The organism is Anaerocolumna sedimenticola (genome assembly GCF_009931695.1).
GTDB lineage: Bacteria > Bacillota > Clostridia > Lachnospirales > Lachnospiraceae > Anaerocolumna > Anaerocolumna sedimenticola.
In genome coordinates this window covers 2,155,961-2,176,864 of sequence record NZ_CP048000.1, presented here as the reverse complement: position 1 = coordinate 2,176,864, position 20,904 = coordinate 2,155,961, and the positions used below count along the sequence as shown (strand labels likewise).

General features: G+C 37.1%; 19 protein-coding genes, 2 tRNA genes and 1 other annotated feature. Of the genes, 7 read left to right on the top strand and 14 right to left on the bottom strand.

Features of this window, described 5'->3' with window-relative positions:
* Positions 1-38: 38 nt before the first annotated feature.
* Positions 39-268: a binding site (T-box leader), on the bottom strand.
* 147 nt (positions 269-415) lie between these two features.
* From Ana3638_RS09620 to Ana3638_RS09600, 5 genes are all read right to left on the bottom strand, one after another.
* Positions 416-1,618: a GNAT family N-acetyltransferase gene (locus Ana3638_RS09620; RefSeq protein ID WP_161837831.1), complete on the bottom strand. Its 1,203-nt coding sequence runs from the start codon at positions 1,616-1,618 to the stop codon at positions 416-418.
* 17 nt (positions 1,619-1,635) lie between these two features.
* The gene (ispF, locus tag Ana3638_RS09615) at positions 1,636-2,199 is read right to left on the bottom strand and encodes a 2-C-methyl-D-erythritol 2,4-cyclodiphosphate synthase (RefSeq protein WP_161837830.1); all 564 of its coding nucleotides are present in this window, start codon (positions 2,197-2,199) and stop codon (positions 1,636-1,638) included.
* Between the two features lie 483 nt (positions 2,200-2,682).
* Positions 2,683-2,756 (bottom strand) — tRNA-Met (locus tag Ana3638_RS09610).
* A 48-nt stretch (positions 2,757-2,804) separates the two neighbouring features.
* Positions 2,805-2,877 (bottom strand) — tRNA-Val (locus Ana3638_RS09605).
* A gap of 209 nt (positions 2,878-3,086) precedes the next feature.
* Positions 3,087-3,611: a cytidine deaminase gene (locus Ana3638_RS09600; protein WP_161837829.1), complete on the bottom strand. Its 525-nt coding sequence runs from the start codon at positions 3,609-3,611 to the stop codon at positions 3,087-3,089.
* Positions 3,612-3,821: 210 nt separating this feature from the next.
* On the opposite strand from Ana3638_RS09600, the gene Ana3638_RS09595 reads away from it, so the two are divergent.
* Positions 3,822-5,234: an MATE family efflux transporter gene (locus Ana3638_RS09595; protein ID WP_202621593.1), complete on the top strand. Its 1,413-nt coding sequence runs from the start codon at positions 3,822-3,824 to the stop codon at positions 5,232-5,234.
* Positions 5,235-5,467: 233 nt separating this feature from the next.
* Here Ana3638_RS09595 and Ana3638_RS09590 read toward each other — a convergent pair whose 3' ends face one another.
* On the bottom strand, positions 5,468-6,571 hold the full coding sequence (locus Ana3638_RS09590; protein WP_161837828.1) for an alpha/beta hydrolase family protein: 1,104 nt from the start codon (positions 6,569-6,571) through the stop codon (positions 5,468-5,470).
* Entirely contained in the window at positions 6,559-6,951 is a 393-nt protein-coding gene (locus tag Ana3638_RS09585) for a hypothetical protein (RefSeq protein ID WP_161837827.1), read from the bottom strand. The genes Ana3638_RS09590 and Ana3638_RS09585 overlap by 13 nt, the downstream gene beginning before the upstream one ends.
* Positions 6,952-7,381: 430 nt before the next feature.
* Between Ana3638_RS09585 and Ana3638_RS09580 the strand changes: the two genes are divergently transcribed.
* The gene (locus Ana3638_RS09580; protein WP_161837826.1) at positions 7,382-7,819 is read left to right on the top strand and encodes an RrF2 family transcriptional regulator; all 438 of its coding nucleotides are present in this window, start codon (positions 7,382-7,384) and stop codon (positions 7,817-7,819) included.
* Between the two features lie 196 nt (positions 7,820-8,015).
* Positions 8,016-9,299, top strand: coding sequence for an O-acetylhomoserine aminocarboxypropyltransferase/cysteine synthase family protein (locus tag Ana3638_RS09575; protein ID WP_161837825.1), 1,284 nt, complete (start codon positions 8,016-8,018; stop codon positions 9,297-9,299).
* A gap of 127 nt (positions 9,300-9,426) precedes the next feature.
* On the opposite strand, the gene Ana3638_RS09570 is transcribed toward Ana3638_RS09575, so the two are convergent.
* Both Ana3638_RS09570 and Ana3638_RS09565 read right to left on the bottom strand, forming a co-directional pair.
* A complete protein-coding gene (locus tag Ana3638_RS09570; protein WP_161837824.1) occupies positions 9,427-10,209 on the bottom strand; it encodes a hypothetical protein in 783 nt (260 codons plus the stop codon).
* 77 nt (positions 10,210-10,286) lie between these two features.
* The gene (locus Ana3638_RS09565; protein WP_161837823.1) at positions 10,287-11,456 is read right to left on the bottom strand and encodes an iron-containing alcohol dehydrogenase; all 1,170 of its coding nucleotides are present in this window, start codon (positions 11,454-11,456) and stop codon (positions 10,287-10,289) included.
* Positions 11,457-11,874: 418 nt separating this feature from the next.
* Between Ana3638_RS09565 and Ana3638_RS09560 the strand changes: the two genes are divergently transcribed.
* Both Ana3638_RS09560 and Ana3638_RS09555 read left to right on the top strand, forming a co-directional pair.
* On the top strand, positions 11,875-12,069 hold the full coding sequence (locus Ana3638_RS09560) for a hypothetical protein (protein WP_161837822.1): 195 nt from the start codon (positions 11,875-11,877) through the stop codon (positions 12,067-12,069).
* On the top strand, positions 12,066-13,157 hold the full coding sequence (locus tag Ana3638_RS09555; protein ID WP_161837821.1) for a GNAT family N-acetyltransferase: 1,092 nt from the start codon (positions 12,066-12,068) through the stop codon (positions 13,155-13,157). The genes Ana3638_RS09560 and Ana3638_RS09555 overlap by 4 nt, the downstream gene beginning before the upstream one ends.
* 155 nt (positions 13,158-13,312) lie before the next feature.
* On the opposite strand, the gene Ana3638_RS09550 is transcribed toward Ana3638_RS09555, so the two are convergent.
* The 5 genes from Ana3638_RS09550 to Ana3638_RS09530 all read right to left on the bottom strand — a co-directional run bounded on the left by Ana3638_RS09550 (position 13,313) and on the right by Ana3638_RS09530 (position 19,655).
* Positions 13,313-13,918 carry an HAD family hydrolase gene (locus Ana3638_RS09550; protein WP_161837820.1) on the bottom strand — a complete coding sequence of 202 codons (606 nt, stop codon included), beginning with the start codon at positions 13,916-13,918 and terminating at the stop codon, positions 13,313-13,315.
* 375 nt (positions 13,919-14,293) lie between these two features.
* Positions 14,294-16,228, bottom strand: a complete 1,935-nt coding sequence (locus Ana3638_RS09545) for a glycoside hydrolase family 127 protein (RefSeq protein WP_161837819.1) — start codon at positions 16,226-16,228, stop codon at positions 14,294-14,296.
* A gap of 97 nt (positions 16,229-16,325) precedes the next feature.
* Complete coding sequence (locus tag Ana3638_RS09540) at positions 16,326-17,159, bottom strand: carbohydrate ABC transporter permease (RefSeq protein ID WP_161837818.1); 834 nt, start codon at positions 17,157-17,159, stop codon at positions 16,326-16,328.
* A 13-nt stretch (positions 17,160-17,172) separates the two neighbouring features.
* Positions 17,173-18,078, bottom strand: a complete 906-nt coding sequence (locus tag Ana3638_RS09535; RefSeq protein WP_161837817.1) for a carbohydrate ABC transporter permease — start codon at positions 18,076-18,078, stop codon at positions 17,173-17,175.
* Positions 18,079-18,278: 200 nt separating this feature from the next.
* Positions 18,279-19,655 (bottom strand): ABC transporter substrate-binding protein, encoded by a 1,377-nt coding sequence (locus Ana3638_RS09530; RefSeq protein WP_246240945.1) that lies wholly within the window; start codon positions 19,653-19,655, stop codon positions 18,279-18,281.
* 248 nt (positions 19,656-19,903) lie between these two features.
* Between Ana3638_RS09530 and Ana3638_RS09525 the strand changes: the two genes are divergently transcribed.
* The gene (locus Ana3638_RS09525; RefSeq protein ID WP_161837816.1) at positions 19,904-20,395 is read left to right on the top strand and encodes an AraC family ligand binding domain-containing protein; all 492 of its coding nucleotides are present in this window, start codon (positions 19,904-19,906) and stop codon (positions 20,393-20,395) included.
* A 38-nt stretch (positions 20,396-20,433) separates the two neighbouring features.
* Positions 20,434-20,799 (top strand): helix-turn-helix transcriptional regulator, encoded by a 366-nt coding sequence (locus Ana3638_RS09520; RefSeq protein ID WP_161837815.1) that lies wholly within the window; start codon positions 20,434-20,436, stop codon positions 20,797-20,799.
* Positions 20,800-20,904: the final 105 nt, after the last annotated feature.

Here is a 20,904-nt window from a genome sequence, read left to right as displayed (position 1 = left end):
CTATGGTTTAACAGCTAAAAAAACTCCGTCTCTTACAGGTAAGAGACGAAGTTCATCCGTGGTTCCACTCTATTTTGTATCAGGTTTTTAATACCTTATACAGTCTTATGTCAGATAACGGCTGTGTCCGGATTAAGCTAAGTTAATACCTCACCTAATCAGCTCCCAAATGCACTTCGTTTATATTCTGGCAAAGAATGCTTTCAGCCGGTGACATTCTATCTCTGCTGCCTTACATATGAACTACTTTTTTGTTCAACGCTTTTCTTATATTTATTTATAATACTGTATCTATTCTATGCAAAATTAAGAAAATGTCAACCTTGAAGTAAAGTAATTTTTCCAGCCGTTCATTTTGTCATATTACAGTTCAGCCTTGTGGTTGAACCTGTAATCAAACCTCAAAATAATACCCTTACACAACATCATTGATAAAAACATCTTTATATCCGTTAATCTTCGTAAGTTTATTTATAATCTCAAATGGCTCTCCGTTAATATTTAGTTTCGCAATATCATTTTCTTTCATTCTGCCAAAAAACAATCTCGTTAAGTCCGATATATCAGCCGTCAGCTCCGGCTGTTGGTCAGTTAAATCAACATTACAACCCCAAGGTGTAAATTGCAGCTGATACGTACCGTTATTATCTGTTATTATGGTATCTTCAACTTTAATATAAACGGTAAATTCTTCTTTTGCCGTAATCCTTTTAATAAAATTATTCCAATTTACGATTCTTGCCATAATAGTTGGATTGGAGTAATTTTCAGAAGTCGCAGCAGTATCATTTTTGTTTATAATTTCGGATGAAATAGCTTTCATAAATATCTCTTTTTTATCTTTCTCATAAATGCATTCGGCTATTCCAATACCTCCATCGGTCATATAAGCAATATAACCGATTATTTCATCTTTAAGCAAGCAAACTAAAACATTTCCCTTTCCACTTTTCATCTCCTGGATTAAACGTTTGTAATAATAAGGCGAACGTTTTGCATAAATGCTATAATGCCCCGCTAAAAAGCTATTAGTAAATTCCGTCAGAGCCGAAATTTTTTCTTCCTCATTACTTTTTACATTAACTACCTTTAATTCATCTTTTTCTGCTTCATTTAAATTCAATCCGGTATTTCTCTTTTGTGCGGCTTCAATAAGCTTTTCCTTCCAGGGTTCCTGTTCATATACAATCCGAAATCCAAAGGGCAGGTAAATAGCCTCGGCAGCAGGCATCAAATAAGTAAACGGCATCTGTTCTTCATACATCTGGTTAAGAGAAGCTTCCAACAGCAGTTTCATTAACCCCTGCCGTCTGTCTTCTTTTCTGGTAGCAACCCCTACAATATAATTTAACGGTGTCGGTTTACTATTTACCATAACCGTATATGGGTTAAGATGCAGCATAGCGCTTATACTGTTCTGCTTATATACTGTCAGAACACGATTATCTTTTACTTTCCAATCGAAATAAAAATTGGTATAATCTATTGTATCCCCGAAGCAATCCCGCCATAAACGGTGTAGGTCTTCTCTGATCTCTTCTGAACTTTTCCCTGATATTTGTATTTCATCTATTGTATTAAATATTGTATATTCAGTATTAACTAATGTTTGCTCCATACTATCTCCCGTAGCAATTACTTTTTCGAACAGCCGGCGCATCCCGAACAGCTGTCACAACCTCTGTTGGTACTTATGTTGCCTGCACCATCATCGTACCTGTAGTTATCAACCGTAGTAAGCAAGCACACCGCATTAGACGAGATACCTAAGCCTTCTCCGGTAAATCCCAACCCCTCCTCCGTGGTAGCTTTAATATTAACCTGATTTTCTTCTATACCTAATGCTGCTGCTATATTTGTAACCATCATAGGTATGTAAGGTGCCATCTTTGGTTTTTGCGCAATAATAGTAGCGTCAATATTCTCTATTATATAAAACCTGTCTTCCAGAAGTATTCTGACTTTTTTTAATAACTCGATACTGGAAATTCCCTTATAGGCTTCCTCCGTATCGGGAAAATGTTTACCGATATCACCCAGAGCTGCGGCTCCCAATAATCCATCCATGATTGCGTGGAGAAGTACATCCGCATCGGAATGTCCTAAAAGGCCCTTTTCATATGGTATATTAACTCCGCCAATGATTAAATCACGCCCGCTAACCAGGCGGTGCACATCATATCCTGATCCAATTCTCATATTGATACCCATTACATACCGCAAATTTGATTACGGTATTGCCATACCATAAAAACTTAAAAGAATCATAGTATGGAATCCTTTCCTAAATAATTTACCTTTTTCCTATTTGAGAAAATTAAGTGACTATAGGTTAAAACTATTATATACTATAATAACTTAAATAATCTAGATAGGAAACAATAATTTTTATCATTTACTAAGTAGATCTATTCTTCTCCGTATTTTGATGTATATTAGAAATTCATAATGAAAAATACGCTTCGTCTAATTAAGATATAATTATATATGTTAGTTTCGGAGGATTTTATTTTGGCGAAAGCAAAGTGAGAATTAGTAAGCTTGCTTGCAATATTTGAACGCGCACGCGAACCGGAGAAACCCGCAAAGCGTGTTTCTTCCGGTTCGAATAGGACGCAATATCTTATGGAATGTAATATCTTCTAAGATAAAAAAAGATTGCCGTAGACAATCTTTTTGAGATAGCGAAGGACGGATTTGAACCGCCGACACCGCGGGTATGAACCGCGTGCTCTAGCCAACTGAGCTACTTCGCCAGGTATATTAATATCTTTTTCGAAAACTATTATTATTTTTCGTAAAAATGGGACCTATAGGGCTCGAACCTATGACCCTCTGCTTGTAAGGCAGATGCTCTCCCAGCTGAGCTAAGATCCCATTATCGTACTGCTTTTCAACAGGTACTTTATCATTATATTTATGAAAGACTAATTTGTCAAGTACTTTTTATCGGTTGTTTTAGTATTTAATAAAATAATCCTATTTTAGAATGTGCATTATATTTTATCATAATAATTGAATAAAGATATAAACCGGAAGAAACACGCTTTGCGGGTTTCTCCGGTTCCCGTACGCGTTGGAATCATTTATTCCTGTGCTAAATTGCCAGGTCCAAATCCCATCGGAATCATATCCTCTAAATTATAGATCCAATAGTCTGCCTCTGATTTTGCTAAAATCACAAAGAAATTCTTCGGCTCACAAAACTCCATCATAACCTGGCGGCATACTCCGCAAGGCGGACAATAATCGGTAATAATTCCGTCTTTACCTCCAACGATTGCTATCGCCTGGAAATCCTTTTTTCCCTCACTTACGGCTTTAAAGAATGCAGTACGTTCGGCACAGTTTGTTGGAGAATAAGCCGCATTTTCTATATTACATCCGGTATATATTTTTAAGTCCTTTGTCAACAATGCAGCACCCACCTTAAAACCGGAGTAAGGAGAATAAGAAAACTTTAGACTATGAATAGCTTCCCGGATTAATTGCCTGCATGTATCCTCTTTTAAGCCACTTACCGGTTTTTCTCCGCGTATGTTTTGAATTAATTCTCCCTGCTTTCTGCAAACCAGCTCATTCGTTTCAACATGATTACTCTCAGTATTCATACACCTAGGCTCCTTTTTCTTTTAAAGTGTTCACATATAGTATATTAATTATTTAACAAATATATTTTATCACAGAATGGAAAAAAATTGAATAGTATAAGTAAATACATTGTTTCTTTTCTTTTCTATGGTATACTAGTATTTATGTTTAGGTCCACTTGACTTGTAAGGTTAAATGATGAAAATAAATACATAGGACAGAGGTTTATTATGAAACTTATTAATCAAACAATCAATTTTTTCACAGTAAAAGGCATGATTAAACCCCAATTAGTTACCGGTGACCTTCCTCCATCCAAAATTGTCTATCATAAATTCTTTAACGTGGCATGGCCATCTGCGATTGAATCCCTGTTAGTTGGTTTAATTGGTTCTGTTGACACGATGATGGTAGGAACTTTGGGCAAAGGGGCTATTGCTGCTGTTGGTATAACCAATCAGCCAAAATTTATTCTTTTAGCAGTAATCTTTTCGCTTAATGTAGGAATTACGGCAATTGTAGCACGAAGAAAAGGCCAACAGGACCGGGAGGGTGCAAATCACACTTTAAGAGCCGGCATGATACTAAGTGCACTTCTTTCCCTTACTATGTCAATTCTGGGTTTTATTTTTGCAGTTCCTATCTTAAAGTTCGCAGGTGCTGAAGCTTCCTATCTGAAAGATGCACTGGATTATTTTCGAGTTCTAATGGTAAGTATATTTTTTACCGCATTAAATCTTACAATAAATGCTGCGCAGCGTGGAAGTGGAAACACTAAAATTTCAATGCGGACGAATATTGTTGCTAATATAGTAAATATAACTTTTAATTACCTATTAATAAACGGTATCGGTTTCTTTCCTGCTTTGGGGGTAAAAGGTGCTGCTATTGCCACATGTCTTGGCGCTATTGCCGCATGCATTATGTCAGTTACAACCCTTCTAAAAGGTGGTGCTTTTTTAAGTCTTCGCAGCAAAGCATCCTGGAGAATTAACCATCGTGTATTAGAACCGATTACAAAGGTAAGCGGAAGCGCATTTGTGGAACAGGTTTTTATGCGTATCGGTTTCTTTGCCTATGCGATAATTGTTGCTAAATTAGGAACAACTTCATACGAGGCCCACTTAATCTGCATAAATATTCTTAATTTGTCTTTTTGCTTTGGTGATGGTTTTTCCGTAGCTGCTTCTTCCTTAGTAGGGCAAAGCCTTGGTGCCAAACGCCCGGATATGGCAATTATTTATGGAAAGGCGGGTCAACGGCTGGCATTTCTGATATCATCCATTCTCTTTATATTTTTCATCACCGGCAGGGATTTTTTAGTTTCATTATTTACGAATGATCCAGCTATTATAACCTTAGGTGCGGGTATTATGCTGATTATTGCTTTCACCACCCATGCCCAGACTTCCCAGGTAATCATCTCCGGTTGTCTCAGAGGTGCAGGAGATACCGTCTTTGTTGCCATTACCTCCATGATCAGTGTTGCACTGTTACGTCCGACACTCACCTGGCTGTTATGTTTTCCTCTTTCATTCGGTTTGTATGGTGCCTGGATAGCATTATGCGGAGATCAATTTTTACGTTTAATTTTAAATTTTATTAGATTCTCTAACGGTAAATGGACCAAAATCAAGCTGTAACCATAAGAAAGAATTAAAGGGCCGTTGTAAAAACCATTTTAATTAAAACAGTTTTTACAACAGCCCTTTAATTGTAATAACATTCTGTTGTATATGCTAAAAAAGCTTATCTAAAATTTATTTTATGTGATATAAAAATACACTATTTACTGCGTTTGTAGGAGAACATAGTACATATATTCATTTTCATACCTCATATTCAATCATTTTGGACAAACTTATTTAGTCGTATATTATTTTAAATCCTTTTCTTTACTATCCTTAATGAATTGAGTAATATCCTGAGTTACTTTTGTATCAACATGTGCCCTTGCCCTGTATTCTTCAGATTTTGGTTCACCGGCACCAGCAATCATAAAATGATTTAACGCAACATAAGAATGAAAAATCCAATTATCTGAATCTTCAAAATTATCTTTCCATTTATTATATTGCTTCATTGTAACCTGATAATCTCTTTCACCTTGAAGAACCAATACCGGAACTTTAATTTTCTTAGCAGCTTTAATCGGATAATAATCAGCCAGATCAATCCAATAGTCTTTATAAGCCCCTAATATCATTTTATCTTGCGGAATATCTTTCGGTTTATCCAGCAGATCAATATCATTCCGCAGTGTTTTTTGCTCTTCCTGTTCCTCTTTTGTCAGATTTTCATCCCGATAAGCAAGGTAATTATATTGATCCAATATATAATTCTTTACATGTTCAGCCGGTGCAGCCATGAAAATGTAACCGGAAACCTCCGGTAACTCCTGTGCAATCCTGGGTATTACATATCCACCCAGACTATGTCCCAGTATATATATACGGGAGTTATCCACCTCTTCCAGCTTTTTAACCATTTGGGTTGCTGCAACTGTATCATCAATGATTTCATCCTTTATCGTAGCAGTTTTGTCCTTAGCCATCCGCTCACTATACAAGTAACTTCTCTTATCATATCGGTAACTGGCGATACCCTGTTTTGCCAAATCCCATGCAATATCACGAAAAGGTTTATTTTCATAAATACTTTCATCTCTGTCCGAAGCTCCGAACCCCTGTACCAGAATTACTACCGGGTAATTGCTGCCCTCTTTGGGTGTGGTAAAAGTACCCGGAATCACAAATCCATCGTTGCTAAAGCTGTATTCTGTCTCCGTAACTTCTTCCGGTATGGAATTATCTTCTATTGGTTCTTTTGCAGCATACTCTTCATATGAAAATCCTACGATGTTGTGATTACCATCAAAAGCGATTTGGTAATTAAAATTACCGATAGTACATGTAACCGGTACCATGATATATTGATAAGCACCAACCGACAAGGAATATGGTTCCTTTATTTTTTCCATTTTACCGTATTCAGAATTATAGAATAGTACGGTCTTTTTGTATCTTCATCAGTTATTGCCGTTTTCATCTTTTCATCATATTGATAGGCCTGTTTCAATTTCGGGAAATTCTCATCCAGTAAATCCTTCGCAAATTCGGAAGCAACAGTAAGATTATCTCCGGTAACCGGTTTATAATCTGCAGGTTCGTCCGATGTCCCACCGGTGACTGATTCCTCTTTTACGTCCTGAGTTTTATCTTTAGGAATTGCATTATTATCGACAGTTTCAGCCGTCTCTGTCTGATCAGAACCAGACCCGGAATCCCGATCCTTATATTGACAGCCGAGCAGAGAAGAAACGTATAATAGAATTAGAATTGTTTTAACTAGTTTTTTCATTTTGCCTCCCTCGGCATAATGCTCTTTCTTATCATGTTCTCCTGTTAATTTTATTATAACACAGGACTATTTTATCATACAAAAAGGTAAGATACAATAAATCACATTGGTTTTTAGCATTAAATTTTAATAATAGCATGACATCTTGCTGGTTTTTCCCTCTCAAATATAAATGATTTCAGGTAATTGCGAAACTAGATTATTGTATTTATATGCCATGCAATTAATACAATTTCAGAGCTGAATTTTGCCCCTAAAGGCAACTGAAGCTATGAAATTGTATTAATTGTATGGTATATCCAAAAAACTTTAGAGTTTCGCAATTACCTAATAAGTGATTTTACTGTAAAACTCGGCATTAGTACTTGTAAACATAGTATTCCCATGGTAATATAAATATTAACCAATACTATTTAATAAGGAGGTCTTTATGAAGATTTCAACAAAAGGACGTTATGCCCTAAGGTTAATGTTAGATCTTGCAATGCATAATACCGGTGAATATATAACCATTAAAAGTATTTCAGCTAGGCAGGAAATTTCTGATAAATATTTGGAACAGATCATTACACAACTTAGTAAGGCCGGATATGTAAAAAGCATCCGTGGTGCGCAAGGCGGTTATCGTCTTGCAAAAGCCCCGGAAGAATATACCGTTGGCGCAATTCTTCGCTTAATTGAAGGAAGCCTTGCCCCGGTTGCCTGTTTAGAGGATGAAACAAATCTTTGTACCCGCAGCAGTCAATGTGCTACTTTGGATGTCTGGATGAAATTAAATGATGCTATTAATAATGTAGTGGATAATATAACTTTAGCAGATCTGGTTGATAAACAAAATAGTCTGACAGGAAATGATTACGTAATTTAACCTTACAAGTAAGTCCCCCCATTCTTAGGGTAGCGTAAGCGGTGGGTTGACTGTATAAAAATTAATCTTGCCAATGACAGGAAAAATATTAAAGTAAATTAACATATTTTTCTTGACATTGGCAAGATTTTCTATTATACTTCATTTCATAGTTTTCCAATAGGTTTTATATATTATCTGAAAGGTGGTATTTTTTATGGAAAAACGTAATCTAAAATTTGAAACACTGCAACTTCATGTAGGTCAGGAGAAACCGGATTCCGCCACAGATGCCCGCTGCGTGCCGATTTATCAGACTTCTTCTTATGTATTTGCAAATTCAGCACAGGCCGCAGGACGATTTAACTTATCGGAGGGTGGTAATATCTATTCCCGTATTATGAATCCTACCTCTGATGCATTTGAGCAACGTATCGCTGCCTTAGAAGGGGGTATCGCAGCATTAGCTACTGCTTCCGGTTCCGCTGCTATTACATATGCAATCCAGAATATAGCCCACGCAGGGGATCATATCGTTTCAGCCAATACCATATATGGCGGAACTTATAATTTATTTGCCCATACCTTAAAAGATTTCGGAATCGCCACTACCTTTGTTAATGCAGATGAAGAGGGAAGCTTTGAGGCAGCTATTTTACCGAATACGAAAGCAATCTTTATTGAAAGCCTTGGAAATCCTAATTCCAGTATTATTGATATCGAGGTTGTTGCGGATATCGCACATAAAAACGGCATTCCATTAATCGTTGATAATACATTTGCAACACCATACCTTTTTCGCCCAATTGAATACGGTGCGGATATTATCGTTCATTCCGCTACGAAATTTATTGGCGGGCATGGAACAAGCATTGGCGGCGTTATTATAGATTCCGGTAAATTTGACTGGGCTGCTTCCGGTAAATTCCCATACCTTACGGAACCAAATCCAAGTTATCACGGAATCAGCTTTACAGGTGCTGTTGGAGCAGCCGCTTATATTATAAAAGCCCGTGTTACTCTTCTTAGGGATACCGGTGCTACTCTAAGTCCTTTCAATTCTTTCCTATTCCTGCAAGGCTTGGAAACTTTATCCCTTCGTGTGGAACGTCATGTGGAAAATACATTAAAAGTGGTAGATTTTCTGAAATCACACCCTCAGGTAGAATATGTAAATCATCCGTCCTTACCGGATAATCCATATCATACTTTATACAATAAATATTTTCCCAATGGCGGCGGTTCCATCTTTACATTTGAAATCAAAGGCGGAGCAAAAGATGCACAGGATTTTATTGACAGATTAGAGATATTCTCTTTACTTGCCAATGTTGCTGATGTTAAATCCTTAGTAATTCATCCTGCAAGTACAACTCACTCTCAAATGACAGAAGAAGAATTACTTGCCTCCGGTATCAAACCAAATACCATCCGCTTATCTATTGGTATTGAACATATCGATGATATAATCTATGATTTAAATCAGGCTTTTGGAAAATAGATAATAACACAATCTATTTGAATTGACGTTATGGAAACTACAGGATATAAATTGAAAAGCTGCCGGATATTTAAGGTGGTGGAACACTTAACGCGTGTTTCACCGGTTTAAATATTCAGCAGCTTTTTTATTTCTCTTTTAATTCTACAAAATCATCCAGTAAACTGTCAAATTTATACATGGTGCTTCCATCTATGGTCACGTAAAATAGTCCCATACTGATCATCCGCTCCTTGTCTTTCGCATAAGCGTTTATACCATAACACTCTTTACCGTTTATATTTGTGGTCCAGTCATCAAAAATAATAGAATATTCTGATAACTCTGCCGGAAGACCTAAGTCTTTGGCTGAAACTTTCCCTAACTTGGACAATGCCTCATTCTGTGAAATTTCTCCCGATGAAACTGAATCTGAATCCGTATCCGTATCCGGTTTGACATATAAAGGATACTCGGAAAAAGCTGCCGTACTTCCGTCTGAGTAATAACAGGAAAGCTCACCGGTCCGTTTATTCACCAATACGTCTGGTTCAATCGGCCCATCACTGTCACTGATTTGGTAAACATAATAGTTCTTGTCTTCTAACACTAAATTATCATCTACTACTTCGAAATAGTATCCTCTGTCCCCTATCTTATCCTGAATGTACTTTAAGGCATCCTTTTCACTGATAGACTCTTCTGTTTCAGATTCCGTTCCGGGTTCTGTTTCTTCCTCCGTCTCTTTTGTATCAGCTCCTATACTGTTATCTATCGTTTCTTCTGATTGTTCCGCTGTAGCTACCGTCTCAGTAATTGTCTCTTCCGTTGTATTTTCCTGGTTATTCTTATCCTCTTTCCGGCAGGCCGTAAACAGCAGACTCCCGGCAAAAAGACAGATAAATACCACTGTCATTTGTTTTTTTATCATTTTATCTCCATTTCTTTGAATAAATACCGGTGCAAAATAAAGCGCTTAAGGGAAAGGCATCGAAAGATTATCTTTATCTATAAAGCAAGATATAATATATTTTCAACATCTTTTGTGGTTAATTTTACAAAACTACCCATTGTCTCGTCTTTTTCCAAACCAATTTTCTCTGCCAAAGCAGGAATATCCTCCTCCTTAGCACCCAGCTCTTTAAACGTTACAGGCATTCCAATAGAGGTTAAAAATTGTTTTAAGCAATGAATCCCCTCCATAGCCGTTTCCTCAGGATGAGTAAAATCCATATGACATCCCCATACTCTTACAGCGACCTGGGCAAATCGATTAATATCATGTTTCATAACATAAGTCATCCAGGCAGGAAAAACGACCGCCAGACCTGCACCATGGGCACAATCATATAAAGCAGACAGCTCATGTTCAATATTATGACTTGACCAATCCTGCTCCCGTCCGACACCAACTAAATTGTTATGGGCTACCATCCCTGCCCACATGATATTGGCTCTTGCTTCATAATCATTGGGGTCAGCTATTACTTTGGGCACTTCTTTGATCATGGTTAATAAAACTGCCTCACACAACCGGTCCGTCACTTCTACTTCTTTCGTATTGGTAAAATAACGTTCAAATACATGTGCCATAATATCCGTTGCGCCGCAGGCTGTCTGATAAGCCGGAAGCGTCTTTGTTAATTCAGGATTTAAAATAGAAAATACCGGTCGTAATGCTTCTCCTCCGGCACCCCTCTTAAGCATACCTTCTTCTTTCGTAATTACCGTATCACCAGATCCCTCACTGCCTGCTGCGGCAATGGTTAAAACAGTTCCGACTTTCAGAGCCTTATCCACCGGTTTTCCCTCATAAAAATCCCAAAAATCTCCGTCATATAAGGCTCCGGCCGCTATTGCCTTAGCAGAATCGATAGCACTGCCTCCGCCTACTGCCAGAATAAAATCAACCTTGTTTTCCTTGCAAATCTTAATCCCCTCATATACCAGACCGCTTCTCGGATTTGGTTTCACCCCTCCTAATTCCAGAAAGTCAATCCCCTCTTCTGTTAAGGAAGCTTTTACCCTGTCTAATAAACCTGAACGTATAACGGAACCTCCGCCGTAATGAATCAGTACTTTTGATCCGCCGAATCTTTTAATATAACTGCCGGTTTTTTCCTCCTGCTCTTTACCGAATACAAAATAAGTAGGGCTGTAAAATGTAAAATTGTTCATACTATTTACCCTGTAAATAACATATCTGCTTCAGATATGCTGCTGCCACAAACTAATAGTTGAAAGAATTTTTTGTGGCTGACCTTTCTTTTATATTTTCTTTCAACCTTCCCGTTTTAATACCGCTTCTGCGGTATTAAAAATAAGTGAATAAGACTTGATTTTTGTTTTATCTGAGCGATAATCCTTTATCTGTTGTATACATAATCATATCTCTCTTTCATATTACCCTCGCCCCCATTTAATGTCAAGCTATCCCCCTAAAAAGCGGCATGGAACCCATTATTTTCCTTTTGTTCTTGTTTTGTTAGTCTTTTACTGATATAATTATTGATAAATTAGTATGGATTTGTGTGTGATACTCAAGTCTTTACCGGTCACATGAAACATTATTTTAATATTGGAGGTTTTAATATTAATGATAGTTCGAAGAATAAAGGAAACTGAACTTATGGAGGCAAGGAATATATCTTCCCTGTGCTTTAACTGGATCCATGACACCAAGGGTAAGACCACTGAAGATTACATAAAGAGTATAAAAGAAAATCCCCCTCCAAAAGTGATGCTTATTTTACAGATACGTTTGCTGCCTTTACGGAAGAAGAAGAAATGATGTCCTGTCTCAGTGTACTTCCTTACGAAGTTTTTTTTGACGGAAATCAATTAAAAATGGCCGGAATCGGAGGTGTATGCACTTATCCCCAACACAGAAGAAAAGGGGCCGTCCGTGAAATGTTTCGAGAAGTTTTAAAAGATATGTACAAACGTGGAATCTCCTTTTCCTATTTATACCCTTTCAGTGAAAAGTTTTATATGAATTTTGGCTATATCCCCTCCTCCCAAAGCATTCGCTGGAATTTCAATCTGAATACGATTCCTAATAATTACTATGACGGTACATTTCACTTATATCGGGGAGACGGGAATTACTCTGAGTTTGAAACTGCTTATAAAACATTTGCGGAAAAATATAATATGATGGTAAACAGGGATTCTTATGACTGGGAAGTATTAAAATCTTCAAATCCGTTTAAAGGAAGCAGGCAGGCTTATCTTTATAAAGATAAAGCGGGGATCCCAAAAGGTTATTTCGTATTTGATAAACTTAATGAGCCTAATCAGATTATTCTTGACTGCAAGGAAATGGTATATGACAACTTTACCACTTTAAAAGCTATTATGAGTTTTGTTAAGACCTTTTCCGCCGATTATAATACGGTACAATTTAATGCACCAAGGTGTTTATCCTTAGAATATTTCTGTGAGGATTACTCCCAGTCAAAAAGCAGCCGCAGTATCAGGCAAAACGGAATGGTACGGGTTATTAATGTCAAAGAGGTTTTAAATCATGCCATCTTTAAAGACAGCGGAGAAATGAGTATTAAAATTACAGATTCCTTTATAAACCAGAACAACGGAGTTTTTCACGTGGTTTATCGAGACGGCAGGACAAAAGAAATAACCTTTGAGGAAACTGGCTCACCAGGTATAAAGGAAGTTTTACCGGATACCTCCGCCTCGGCAAAGGAACCTATGGATGTTGATATGGAGATGACGATCAATCAATTTTCTGCCGTTTTAGTTGGTTGTTATGATGTTACTGATCTGGATTATCTAGAAGGAATCACCCTGTATTGCAATAAAGAAAAAGCTGCAGATTTTATCTATAAAAAACCTTGCTGGATCAATAATTTCTTCTGATTTATTTAAACTTAGCAGTTAAGAATAATGTTACTTATACTATCAAATATGCAAAGGGGCTGCTGCAAAATTCTTAAAGGATTTAACACCAGCTTAAAGAATTTGCAAAAGCCCTGTTTATTAGCACGGATATGGACCGTCCTGTATGGATTTCATCAAATCTTTACATCTAATTTTCTTAAATCCTCTAAAGCTTTCTCAAATTCCGTCACATGTATGGTATGAAATCCGAATGTTTTAGCAGCTTCCAGATTAGGAATGCAATCATCTAAAAATACGGCTTCTTCTGTATTAATATCATACTTATCGATCAAGGCTTTATATATCTTTGGTTCCGGTTTAATACTTTTAACTTCATAGGATATAACACCGCCGTCTGCAAGGGGAATAAACTTAAAATTCTTTTTTGCATACTCAAAATTAGTTTTACCATAATTGGACAGAAGATAAACTTTATAACCATTCTTCTTTAAATTCTTAATAAAATCAACGGAATAAGGAAATTCCTGTACCGTATTATAACTGGTTTTTATAAAATATTTGATTTCTTCACTTATCCCTGTATCCAATTCACAGCACAACCTGGTAATCTCTTCATCACTAAGAGCTCCTCTGTCAAATTCGCCCCAAACGTTACTAAGTACGGTAGCTTTGCTTAACCTATCCAGGGTTTCCTCATTATAACCGCAGCTTTCCATATAACCTTTCCAATTAAAATGGGCCAAAACCTGCCCAATATCCAAAACGATTGTTTTAATCATACTATCCTCCAAATCTTTTATATTATAGGATTTGAGCATCAAAGTTCAATTTAGTATTTCGAATAAATACAAGTATATTATATATTCATAAATACTTTGAGTCCTTTTGACCCTCAAATTATTATAGCTAATTGTAAAACAACAATTATATTATAAGAATTATATCATTAGCCTTACTCCCAATCAAGACTTATAACAAGATAGAATATCACCTTAAGAAAAACTTAATACAAAAAAATCCAGAAAACCCTATTTATTGGATTTTCTGAATTTTGATTGTGTTATTGGAACGATATTTTTATAGTTAGCGTCTAACCACCCGCGGAAGCATTTATTGTCCGAATAATTCCCAGGTAAGCTGCAATATGTATCTTTTTAAACTTTCGTTCTCACCCAAACCAGCATTTCACCCGGATTCCGGTTTGCCCAGGAATAATATGGAATCCATTTTAATGTTTTCTTTTCAAATATCGGATCCTGGTAAATTTGATACAAAACCTCTTCGTTCCAATTGCTATCAACCAGTTTTTCTCCATCACAGGTTAAAGTAACAATACCTTTTAGAAGGTCCTTTTCAAATTGTTCTGTAAACTTAGTATCCTTCTTAATATAAATCCGATGCAGATTATTACCGTTATCGGCTTCCTCCAGACAGTAAATAAGCGGACCTCTGGATATGGCTGCTTTACCGATATCCTCCCTTACTTTGGGATTTGCTTGGTTTAATATGATTTCCATATTAAAATCACAGGTAATAGTATCTCCATTTTTCCATTTCCGGTGCAGGTATACATAACCTTTTACCAAATCAGTTTGGATCTCTTCCCCATTCAATGCTATTACATACTTTCTGCACCAGTCCGGAATACGGATGGCATAACAAAATTCTGCCTCTTCCTTCTGGTTAAAACTGATCTTTACCGCTCCGTCCCAGGGGTAATTCGTTTCCACATGTAATTCTACGTTCTGCCCATGAATGGTCGTTGTAATATCCCCGCCAATATACAGATTCATAAAGAAACATTCGTCTGTTTCCGTATAGGCGTAACTGCCGATAGAAGATAAAAGCCTGGCGATGTTGGGAGGACAGCAGGCACATCCGAACCATTTCTGCCGTTCCACTTTAACATGCCTTTTCTGTTCATCTTTCTCAGAAGCTTCCGGAACTACTTCCAGTGGATTTACATAGAAGAATTTAGTTCCATCCAGTGACATTCCGCTGATGGCACCATTAAATAAAACTCTTTCCAGCACATTCATATATTTACTGTCTTTTGTCAGTTCAAACATTCTTCTTGCGAAGAAAATTAAACCAACTGCCGCACAGGTTTCAGCATAAATGGTATCATTGGGTAAATCATAGTCAAAAGTAAAGGATTCCCCATACCTGGAAGCACCAATTGCTCCTGTAATATACATCTGCTTATTGGTTATGTTATCCCAGAGTCTTTCACAGGCTCTTATTAAACTTTCATCCCCGGTTTCGTTTGCTACGGCTGCCATACCGCTGTAGAGGTAAACTGCACGAACCGCATGACCTTCTGCTTTCTCCTGCTGCCTTACTTCCCTGCCGGCCTGATAATATTGAAATTTAAAATAACTGTCTTTCCAATGAAAATTGTTTTGGTTTATAATTGTTTCCGATTCAAAATAAAGCGGTTGTTTTCCGCGTTCATCAATAAAATATTTGGCTAATCTTAAGTGTTTTTCATCTTTTGTTACTTCATACAACCGAACCAATGCCATCTCAATAACTTCATGGCCGGGATAGCCATGTAATTTACCGGCCTCTGCACCAAATATACTGTTAACACAATCAACATAACGGATTGCCGTATCCATAAATTTACGTTTACCGGTTGCCTGATAATATACAACTGCTGCCTCTATCATGTGACCCAGACAATATAATTCATGATGATCTTTTAAGTTGGTAAAACGCTTATCAAGACCGCCTATTATGTAGTAGGTATTAAGATAACCATCGGGCTGCTGGGCTGCACAGATATCATCAATTGCCCCATCCGCAATTTCCTCAAGTTCCTTATCCGGATTCCACATGAGGCAATACCCTACCGCTTCCAGCCATTTATAGGCGTCGCTGTCCTGAAAAACCATTCCCATAAATTTGCCTTGAATTTTACCGGAAGCCACCTTAAAATTTTGCATGCAATAACTTGGCTCTGCTCCTTCAATACGGTCATTTAATGCTTCCCATTGATACGGAATTACATGATTGCGAATTAACTGCATATATTCACTAAAAAATTTATCTTTCATATTCATTTCTTTCATTGATAGTAACTTCATATAACTACGCTCCAATCTTATTTATATTCCCGTTTATATTTTTACATAAAAAATGGATACGGATATTTTAATCTAACGTTCATACTATTTTACCTTATCAGTCTTTCATACCGGATAACATAACACCTTTTACAAATGCATCCTGTGCAAACAGGAACACGATTAATACCGGCATGACGGCAATGGTAGAAGATGCCATAAGCACCGGCCAGTCTGTGGAATACATACCTTTCATGCTTGCCAGCCCCAGAGGCAGGGTATATTTTGCAGCGTTATTAATATAAATCAAAGGAGTAAAATAGTCATTCCAGGTATTCATATAGCAGAAGATAACCAGGGTTGCTATGGTAGATTTAGCCATTGGCAATAGTATTTGGATAAAGATCTGAAACGGATTACAGCCGTCAATCTTAGCCGCTTCATCTAATTCTCTGGGGACCGTAATGAAAAACTGTCTCATTAAGAACGTTCCAAAAGCGGATACCATGGGAGGTATCATCAACGACCATAATGTATTTACCAGTCCATAGGAGGACATTTGCAGGAAGTTTGTTATAACAGTTACGTGAAAAGGAATCATCATGGTTCCCAAATACAACATAAAGATTTTATCCCTGCCTTTGAAATTAAGCCGTGCAAACACATATCCCGCCAGAGCTGAGGTAAATACCTGAAAAAATACCACCCAGGCAGATACTTTTACACTATTCATAAAATAAGCAAAATAATTAAAACGGGATGAAATATTGGTATAGTTTTCCCATACCAAACGCTTGCCAAAGATTTTCGGCGGAAATACAAATACCTCACCTAAATCCTTGAAAGAAGAAGACAGCATCCAAAGAAAGGGTACCAGCATTAAAAAAGAACCAAAAAGCAGAACGCAATGTGAAATAATTTTTATTATTCTATTTTTTGTTTTATTTGACATGTAATCTCCCTCCTTAATAGATTTCTCTCATATTTTTTTCCATTTTTAAATTAATTGCGGTTATAATCATAACAATTGCAAATAGCAGGTAAGCAATTGAGCAGGCATAACCTAATTTAAAATACTGGAATGCATTCTGATACAGATAATGTACCAATACGGAAGATGACCTTCCGGGACCGCCGGTTGTCATTAACATAACCTGATCAAATACCTGGAATGAGTTAATAATTGCCATAATAAATACAAAAAATGTAGTTGGTTTTAACATAGGAACCGTTATGTAACGAAACTGCTGGGTCTTGCTGGCTCCATCCAGCTTTGCTGCTTCATAATAGGTAGTGGAAATTCCCTGCAGACCGGATAAAAAGATAATCATGTCATATCCTAAACGCTTCCATATACCTACGATTGCAATGGATACCAGAGAAGTGGAGGCACTTGTAAGCCATTTACCGGTAGGAAGCCCCAGAATAGATAAGCCAAAATTCAGCAGCCCAAATTCCGGGTTATAAATCCACTGCCATACAATGGAGATAACTACCATGGAAGTAATTGAGGGTAAAAAGAAGGCTGCCCGGTAAAACCGTTTTAACCCGATTTTCTGATCCAGCGCTACTGCCAGCAGCAGAGATAAACTCATTCCCACAGGAACGGTCATAACCGTATACATTATGGTATTACCAGTAACCTGCCATACGATAGGGTCATGTACCATATCGATATAATTTTTTAATCCGATGAATTTCGGTTTTGTTAACATATCATATTTTGTAAAACTTAATACAAAGGTGGCTGCGACCGGTATCAGCATAAACATAAAAAATCCTAATATATTCGGTAACAACATAACCCAGGCCCATTTTGCATCATTGAACAGCTTTCCGGGTTTCTTTTTCGGTACAGCAACTGCTTTCATTTTTTACACCCATTGCATATCGCAGGTAGTCCTGCGATACTGCCACAGAATAAAATGCGAAACAAAGTTTCGCAGAGTGAAAGAATCACATTGTGGCAACCTTTCATTTCCTAAATTTTCTTTCACTCTTATGCCTCCTTAATTGTTTTAATCTAAGAACGCCAGAGCAGATATTACACTCTGGCGTTAAAATAATGTAATTACTCTAAAGCTTCTGCAATTGCTTCATTTGATCTTTTATCAATATTCTGCAAGGTAGTGTCAATGTCCTGGGCATCGGTAAAATACAGTTTTGTCTCTTCGGAAATGATATCACTGCATTTAGAGGAATACTGAAGTGCTGCAGGATCTACTACTGCATCTTTAAAATAATTCAGCATGTTTTTATAGCTGTCACCATGTACATCATCTTTGTACCATTTAGCTACCATATCGGCTTCATACATGGATTTACGGTTCGGCATCCAAAGTCCTGAACTTACTAAAGCTCCCTGATAATCCAGGCTGGACAGGAATTTAACAAATTCCCAGGCCTGTTCCGGATATTTGGTTCCTGCGGAAATACAATGCAAATGAGCCTGACCGGTTGTAAGTACTTTACCGTAGGATGGAAGCGGTGCCATTCCAACATTCATTCCCGAAGCCGCTAGTTCCTGCAATGCCCAGGAACCGTCAATTAACATGGCAACTTTACCGGTTTCAAGCATTTGTACGGCTTTCATACCAACGCTGTCTAAGGTCGTGGCATCGGGAGCAGAACCGTCTTCCACACGAACCGCTTTGATCGTTTCTAATACTTTCTTTACTTCCGGTGTATTCATGGTACTGGTCTTATAATCTGCGCTGTATCTGGCTCCCCCATTGGAAATAATCTGAGCAGCAAGGGTATCGGCTACTGTTTCAAGTCCGTAACAGCCGTAGATATCATCGGTTGATAATTTCTTGGCAACTTCCCTGAATTCATCCATTGTCCAGCTATTTGCAGGGTCGGAGTTTGGATATTCTACTCCGGCAGTATCAAACACATCTTTATTGTAGTAAAGAATCGGGGACACGGTACAGGAAGATACCCCATATACCTTACCATCTATACTCATAATTGTTTTGGACGAATCAATAAAATCGTCCAGTGGAAATTCCCCGTTGAACTTATCCGTTACTTCTAAAAGCGCACCTTTTGATACAAATTGCCGGTAGGCATTTGCCATCATAAACATAACATCCGGCATGGAATTTGAAGCTGCGGAAGCTAATAATTTTGCATTATATTCACTTCCAGCAAGTCCCGGTGTGTAATTTACCTTAATATTCGGATGTGCTTTCTCAAATATTGCAATACCGTCTTCTACCGCAGCTGTCTCTAACGGACTTGCTTCCCATCCCATAAAATTCAAAGTTACCACTTCTCCTGAGTTATCTGATTTAGTTTCTGACGGAGTCTGTTCTGCCGTTGCTTTCTCTGCCGCAGTTCCTGAATCGGAATTCGTTGTCTTACTGTTATCCTTACTGCATCCAACTATGGTTACAGCTGCCATTATAATAACCAAACAAACTGCCAATACCTTTTTTAATTTCATAGTATCCTCCTCCTAATGAGTCCATTTCCCATATGCTATTATTATGCGACTTAATTCAACTTTGTTATTATTTATAAAAATATACGACTTTAATACAATGGCATTGACTTTTTATAGTCAAAATGCTATATTATATTGGATAAAATTTATTTAATTCAACATTATGTACATATGTTATGCTTATATGATAATATATGGAAATTTCTGTTACAACTCCCCATACCATAAAAAAGGTGGTCAAATCCCATATGTTATACTTAGTAAGTGATGTAAAATATCCAATTCACTATTTAACCAGCGGAAATTTAACCAATAATCATAATTTTGTTCACCCCGACAGAAACCTGGATTCCAATGTATTAATTATCATCAGAAAAGGTACCCTGCATATTAATCAAAACGGTGTTAATTATGATATAGGACCTGACCAGTTCATTATTCTGTTCGCAGGATGGCACCATTATGGTTATAAACCCAGTGAAGAACCTTTATCCTATTATTGGGCTCATTTTACTATCCAGGATCCGGACTATAAATACTATAATTCCTCCAGTTTGAAAAGAAACTTGGAAATCTGGAATGTAGGACCTTCACAGACACCATTTACCATGACCAATTACATTATGCCGGAATTCGGAACTCTGCCAAATGATAACCGCTCTTCCCTTTTTTTGTTCAGCTGCTTGATACTGCAAAAAGAGAAAATTATGCGGCAACTTACCGCTGCCATTATATATTGAGTTTTTTATTGCTGGAATTGAGTACAGAAGCACTGTTTATGCCGGACTTAACAAAGCATAACATTCCCGTAGCTGTCATTAATATCATTGAATGGATCAGACTTTATTATAATCAGCCTTTAACTGTTCAGGAATTAGCTGAGATGTTCGGATATAACCCCACATATCTTTCCAGTCTGTTTAAAAAGTATACGGGATATCCCTTAATTAATTACATAAACCGGACAAGGATTGCCATATCAAAAAACCTGCTTATCAACGATATTACATTAAAGGTCCGTACCATAGGAAAATTATGCGGTTTTCAGGATGAGAAACTATTTATGAAAGTATTTAAGAAGATTGAGGGTATCACCCCGACTCAATACCGGGATACCTTTTCCCATAAACATATGAATAGATAACTTAATGAATTTAAAAGTAAAAGATTAAGAATAATAATGATGTTACATAATTTCCTGAATTGAAATATTATGTAAGAGGAAAAATAGTGATTTATCCACAAAAGA

Excerpts from the sequence above, each read along its gene's own strand:
- Ana3638_RS09580 (WP_161837826.1), top strand. The coding sequence starts at position 7,382 with ATGAAGATTTCAACAAAAGGACGTTATGCCCTAAGGTTAATGTTAGAT.
- Ana3638_RS09555 (WP_161837821.1), top strand. The coding sequence starts at position 12,066 with ATGATGTCCTGTCTCAGTGTACTTCCTTACGAAGTTTTTTTTGACGGA.
- ispF (WP_161837830.1), bottom strand. The coding sequence starts at position 2,199 with ATGAGAATTGGATCAGGATATGATGTGCACCGCCTGGTTAGCGGGCGT.
- Ana3638_RS09590 (WP_161837828.1), bottom strand. The coding sequence starts at position 6,571 with ATGGAAAAAATAAAGGAACCATATTCCTTGTCGGTTGGTGCTTATCAA.
- Ana3638_RS09560 (WP_161837822.1), top strand. The coding sequence starts at position 11,875 with ATGATAGTTCGAAGAATAAAGGAAACTGAACTTATGGAGGCAAGGAAT.
- Ana3638_RS09530 (WP_246240945.1), bottom strand. The coding sequence starts at position 19,655 with ATGAAATTAAAAAAGGTATTGGCAGTTTGTTTGGTTATTATAATGGCA.
- Ana3638_RS09550 (WP_161837820.1), bottom strand. The coding sequence starts at position 13,918 with ATGATTAAAACAATCGTTTTGGATATTGGGCAGGTTTTGGCCCATTTT.
- Ana3638_RS09585 (WP_161837827.1), bottom strand. The coding sequence starts at position 6,951 with ATGAAAAAACTAGTTAAAACAATTCTAATTCTATTATACGTTTCTTCT.
- Ana3638_RS09535 (WP_161837817.1), bottom strand. The coding sequence starts at position 18,078 with ATGAAAGCAGTTGCTGTACCGAAAAAGAAACCCGGAAAGCTGTTCAAT.
- Ana3638_RS09520 (WP_161837815.1), top strand. The coding sequence starts at position 20,434 with ATGCCGGACTTAACAAAGCATAACATTCCCGTAGCTGTCATTAATATC.
- Ana3638_RS09575 (WP_161837825.1), top strand. The coding sequence starts at position 8,016 with ATGGAAAAACGTAATCTAAAATTTGAAACACTGCAACTTCATGTAGGT.
- Ana3638_RS09540 (WP_161837818.1), bottom strand. The coding sequence starts at position 17,159 with ATGTCAAATAAAACAAAAAATAGAATAATAAAAATTATTTCACATTGC.
- Ana3638_RS09595 (WP_202621593.1), top strand. The coding sequence starts at position 3,822 with ATGAAACTTATTAATCAAACAATCAATTTTTTCACAGTAAAAGGCATG.
- Ana3638_RS09570 (WP_161837824.1), bottom strand. The coding sequence starts at position 10,209 with ATGATAAAAAAACAAATGACAGTGGTATTTATCTGTCTTTTTGCCGGG.
- Ana3638_RS09565 (WP_161837823.1), bottom strand. The coding sequence starts at position 11,456 with ATGAACAATTTTACATTTTACAGCCCTACTTATTTTGTATTCGGTAAA.
- Ana3638_RS09525 (WP_161837816.1), top strand. The coding sequence starts at position 19,904 with ATGTTATACTTAGTAAGTGATGTAAAATATCCAATTCACTATTTAACC.
- Ana3638_RS09620 (WP_161837831.1), bottom strand. The coding sequence starts at position 1,618 with ATGGAGCAAACATTAGTTAATACTGAATATACAATATTTAATACAATA.
- Ana3638_RS09600 (WP_161837829.1), bottom strand. The coding sequence starts at position 3,611 with ATGAATACTGAGAGTAATCATGTTGAAACGAATGAGCTGGTTTGCAGA.
- Ana3638_RS09545 (WP_161837819.1), bottom strand. The coding sequence starts at position 16,228 with ATGAAGTTACTATCAATGAAAGAAATGAATATGAAAGATAAATTTTTT.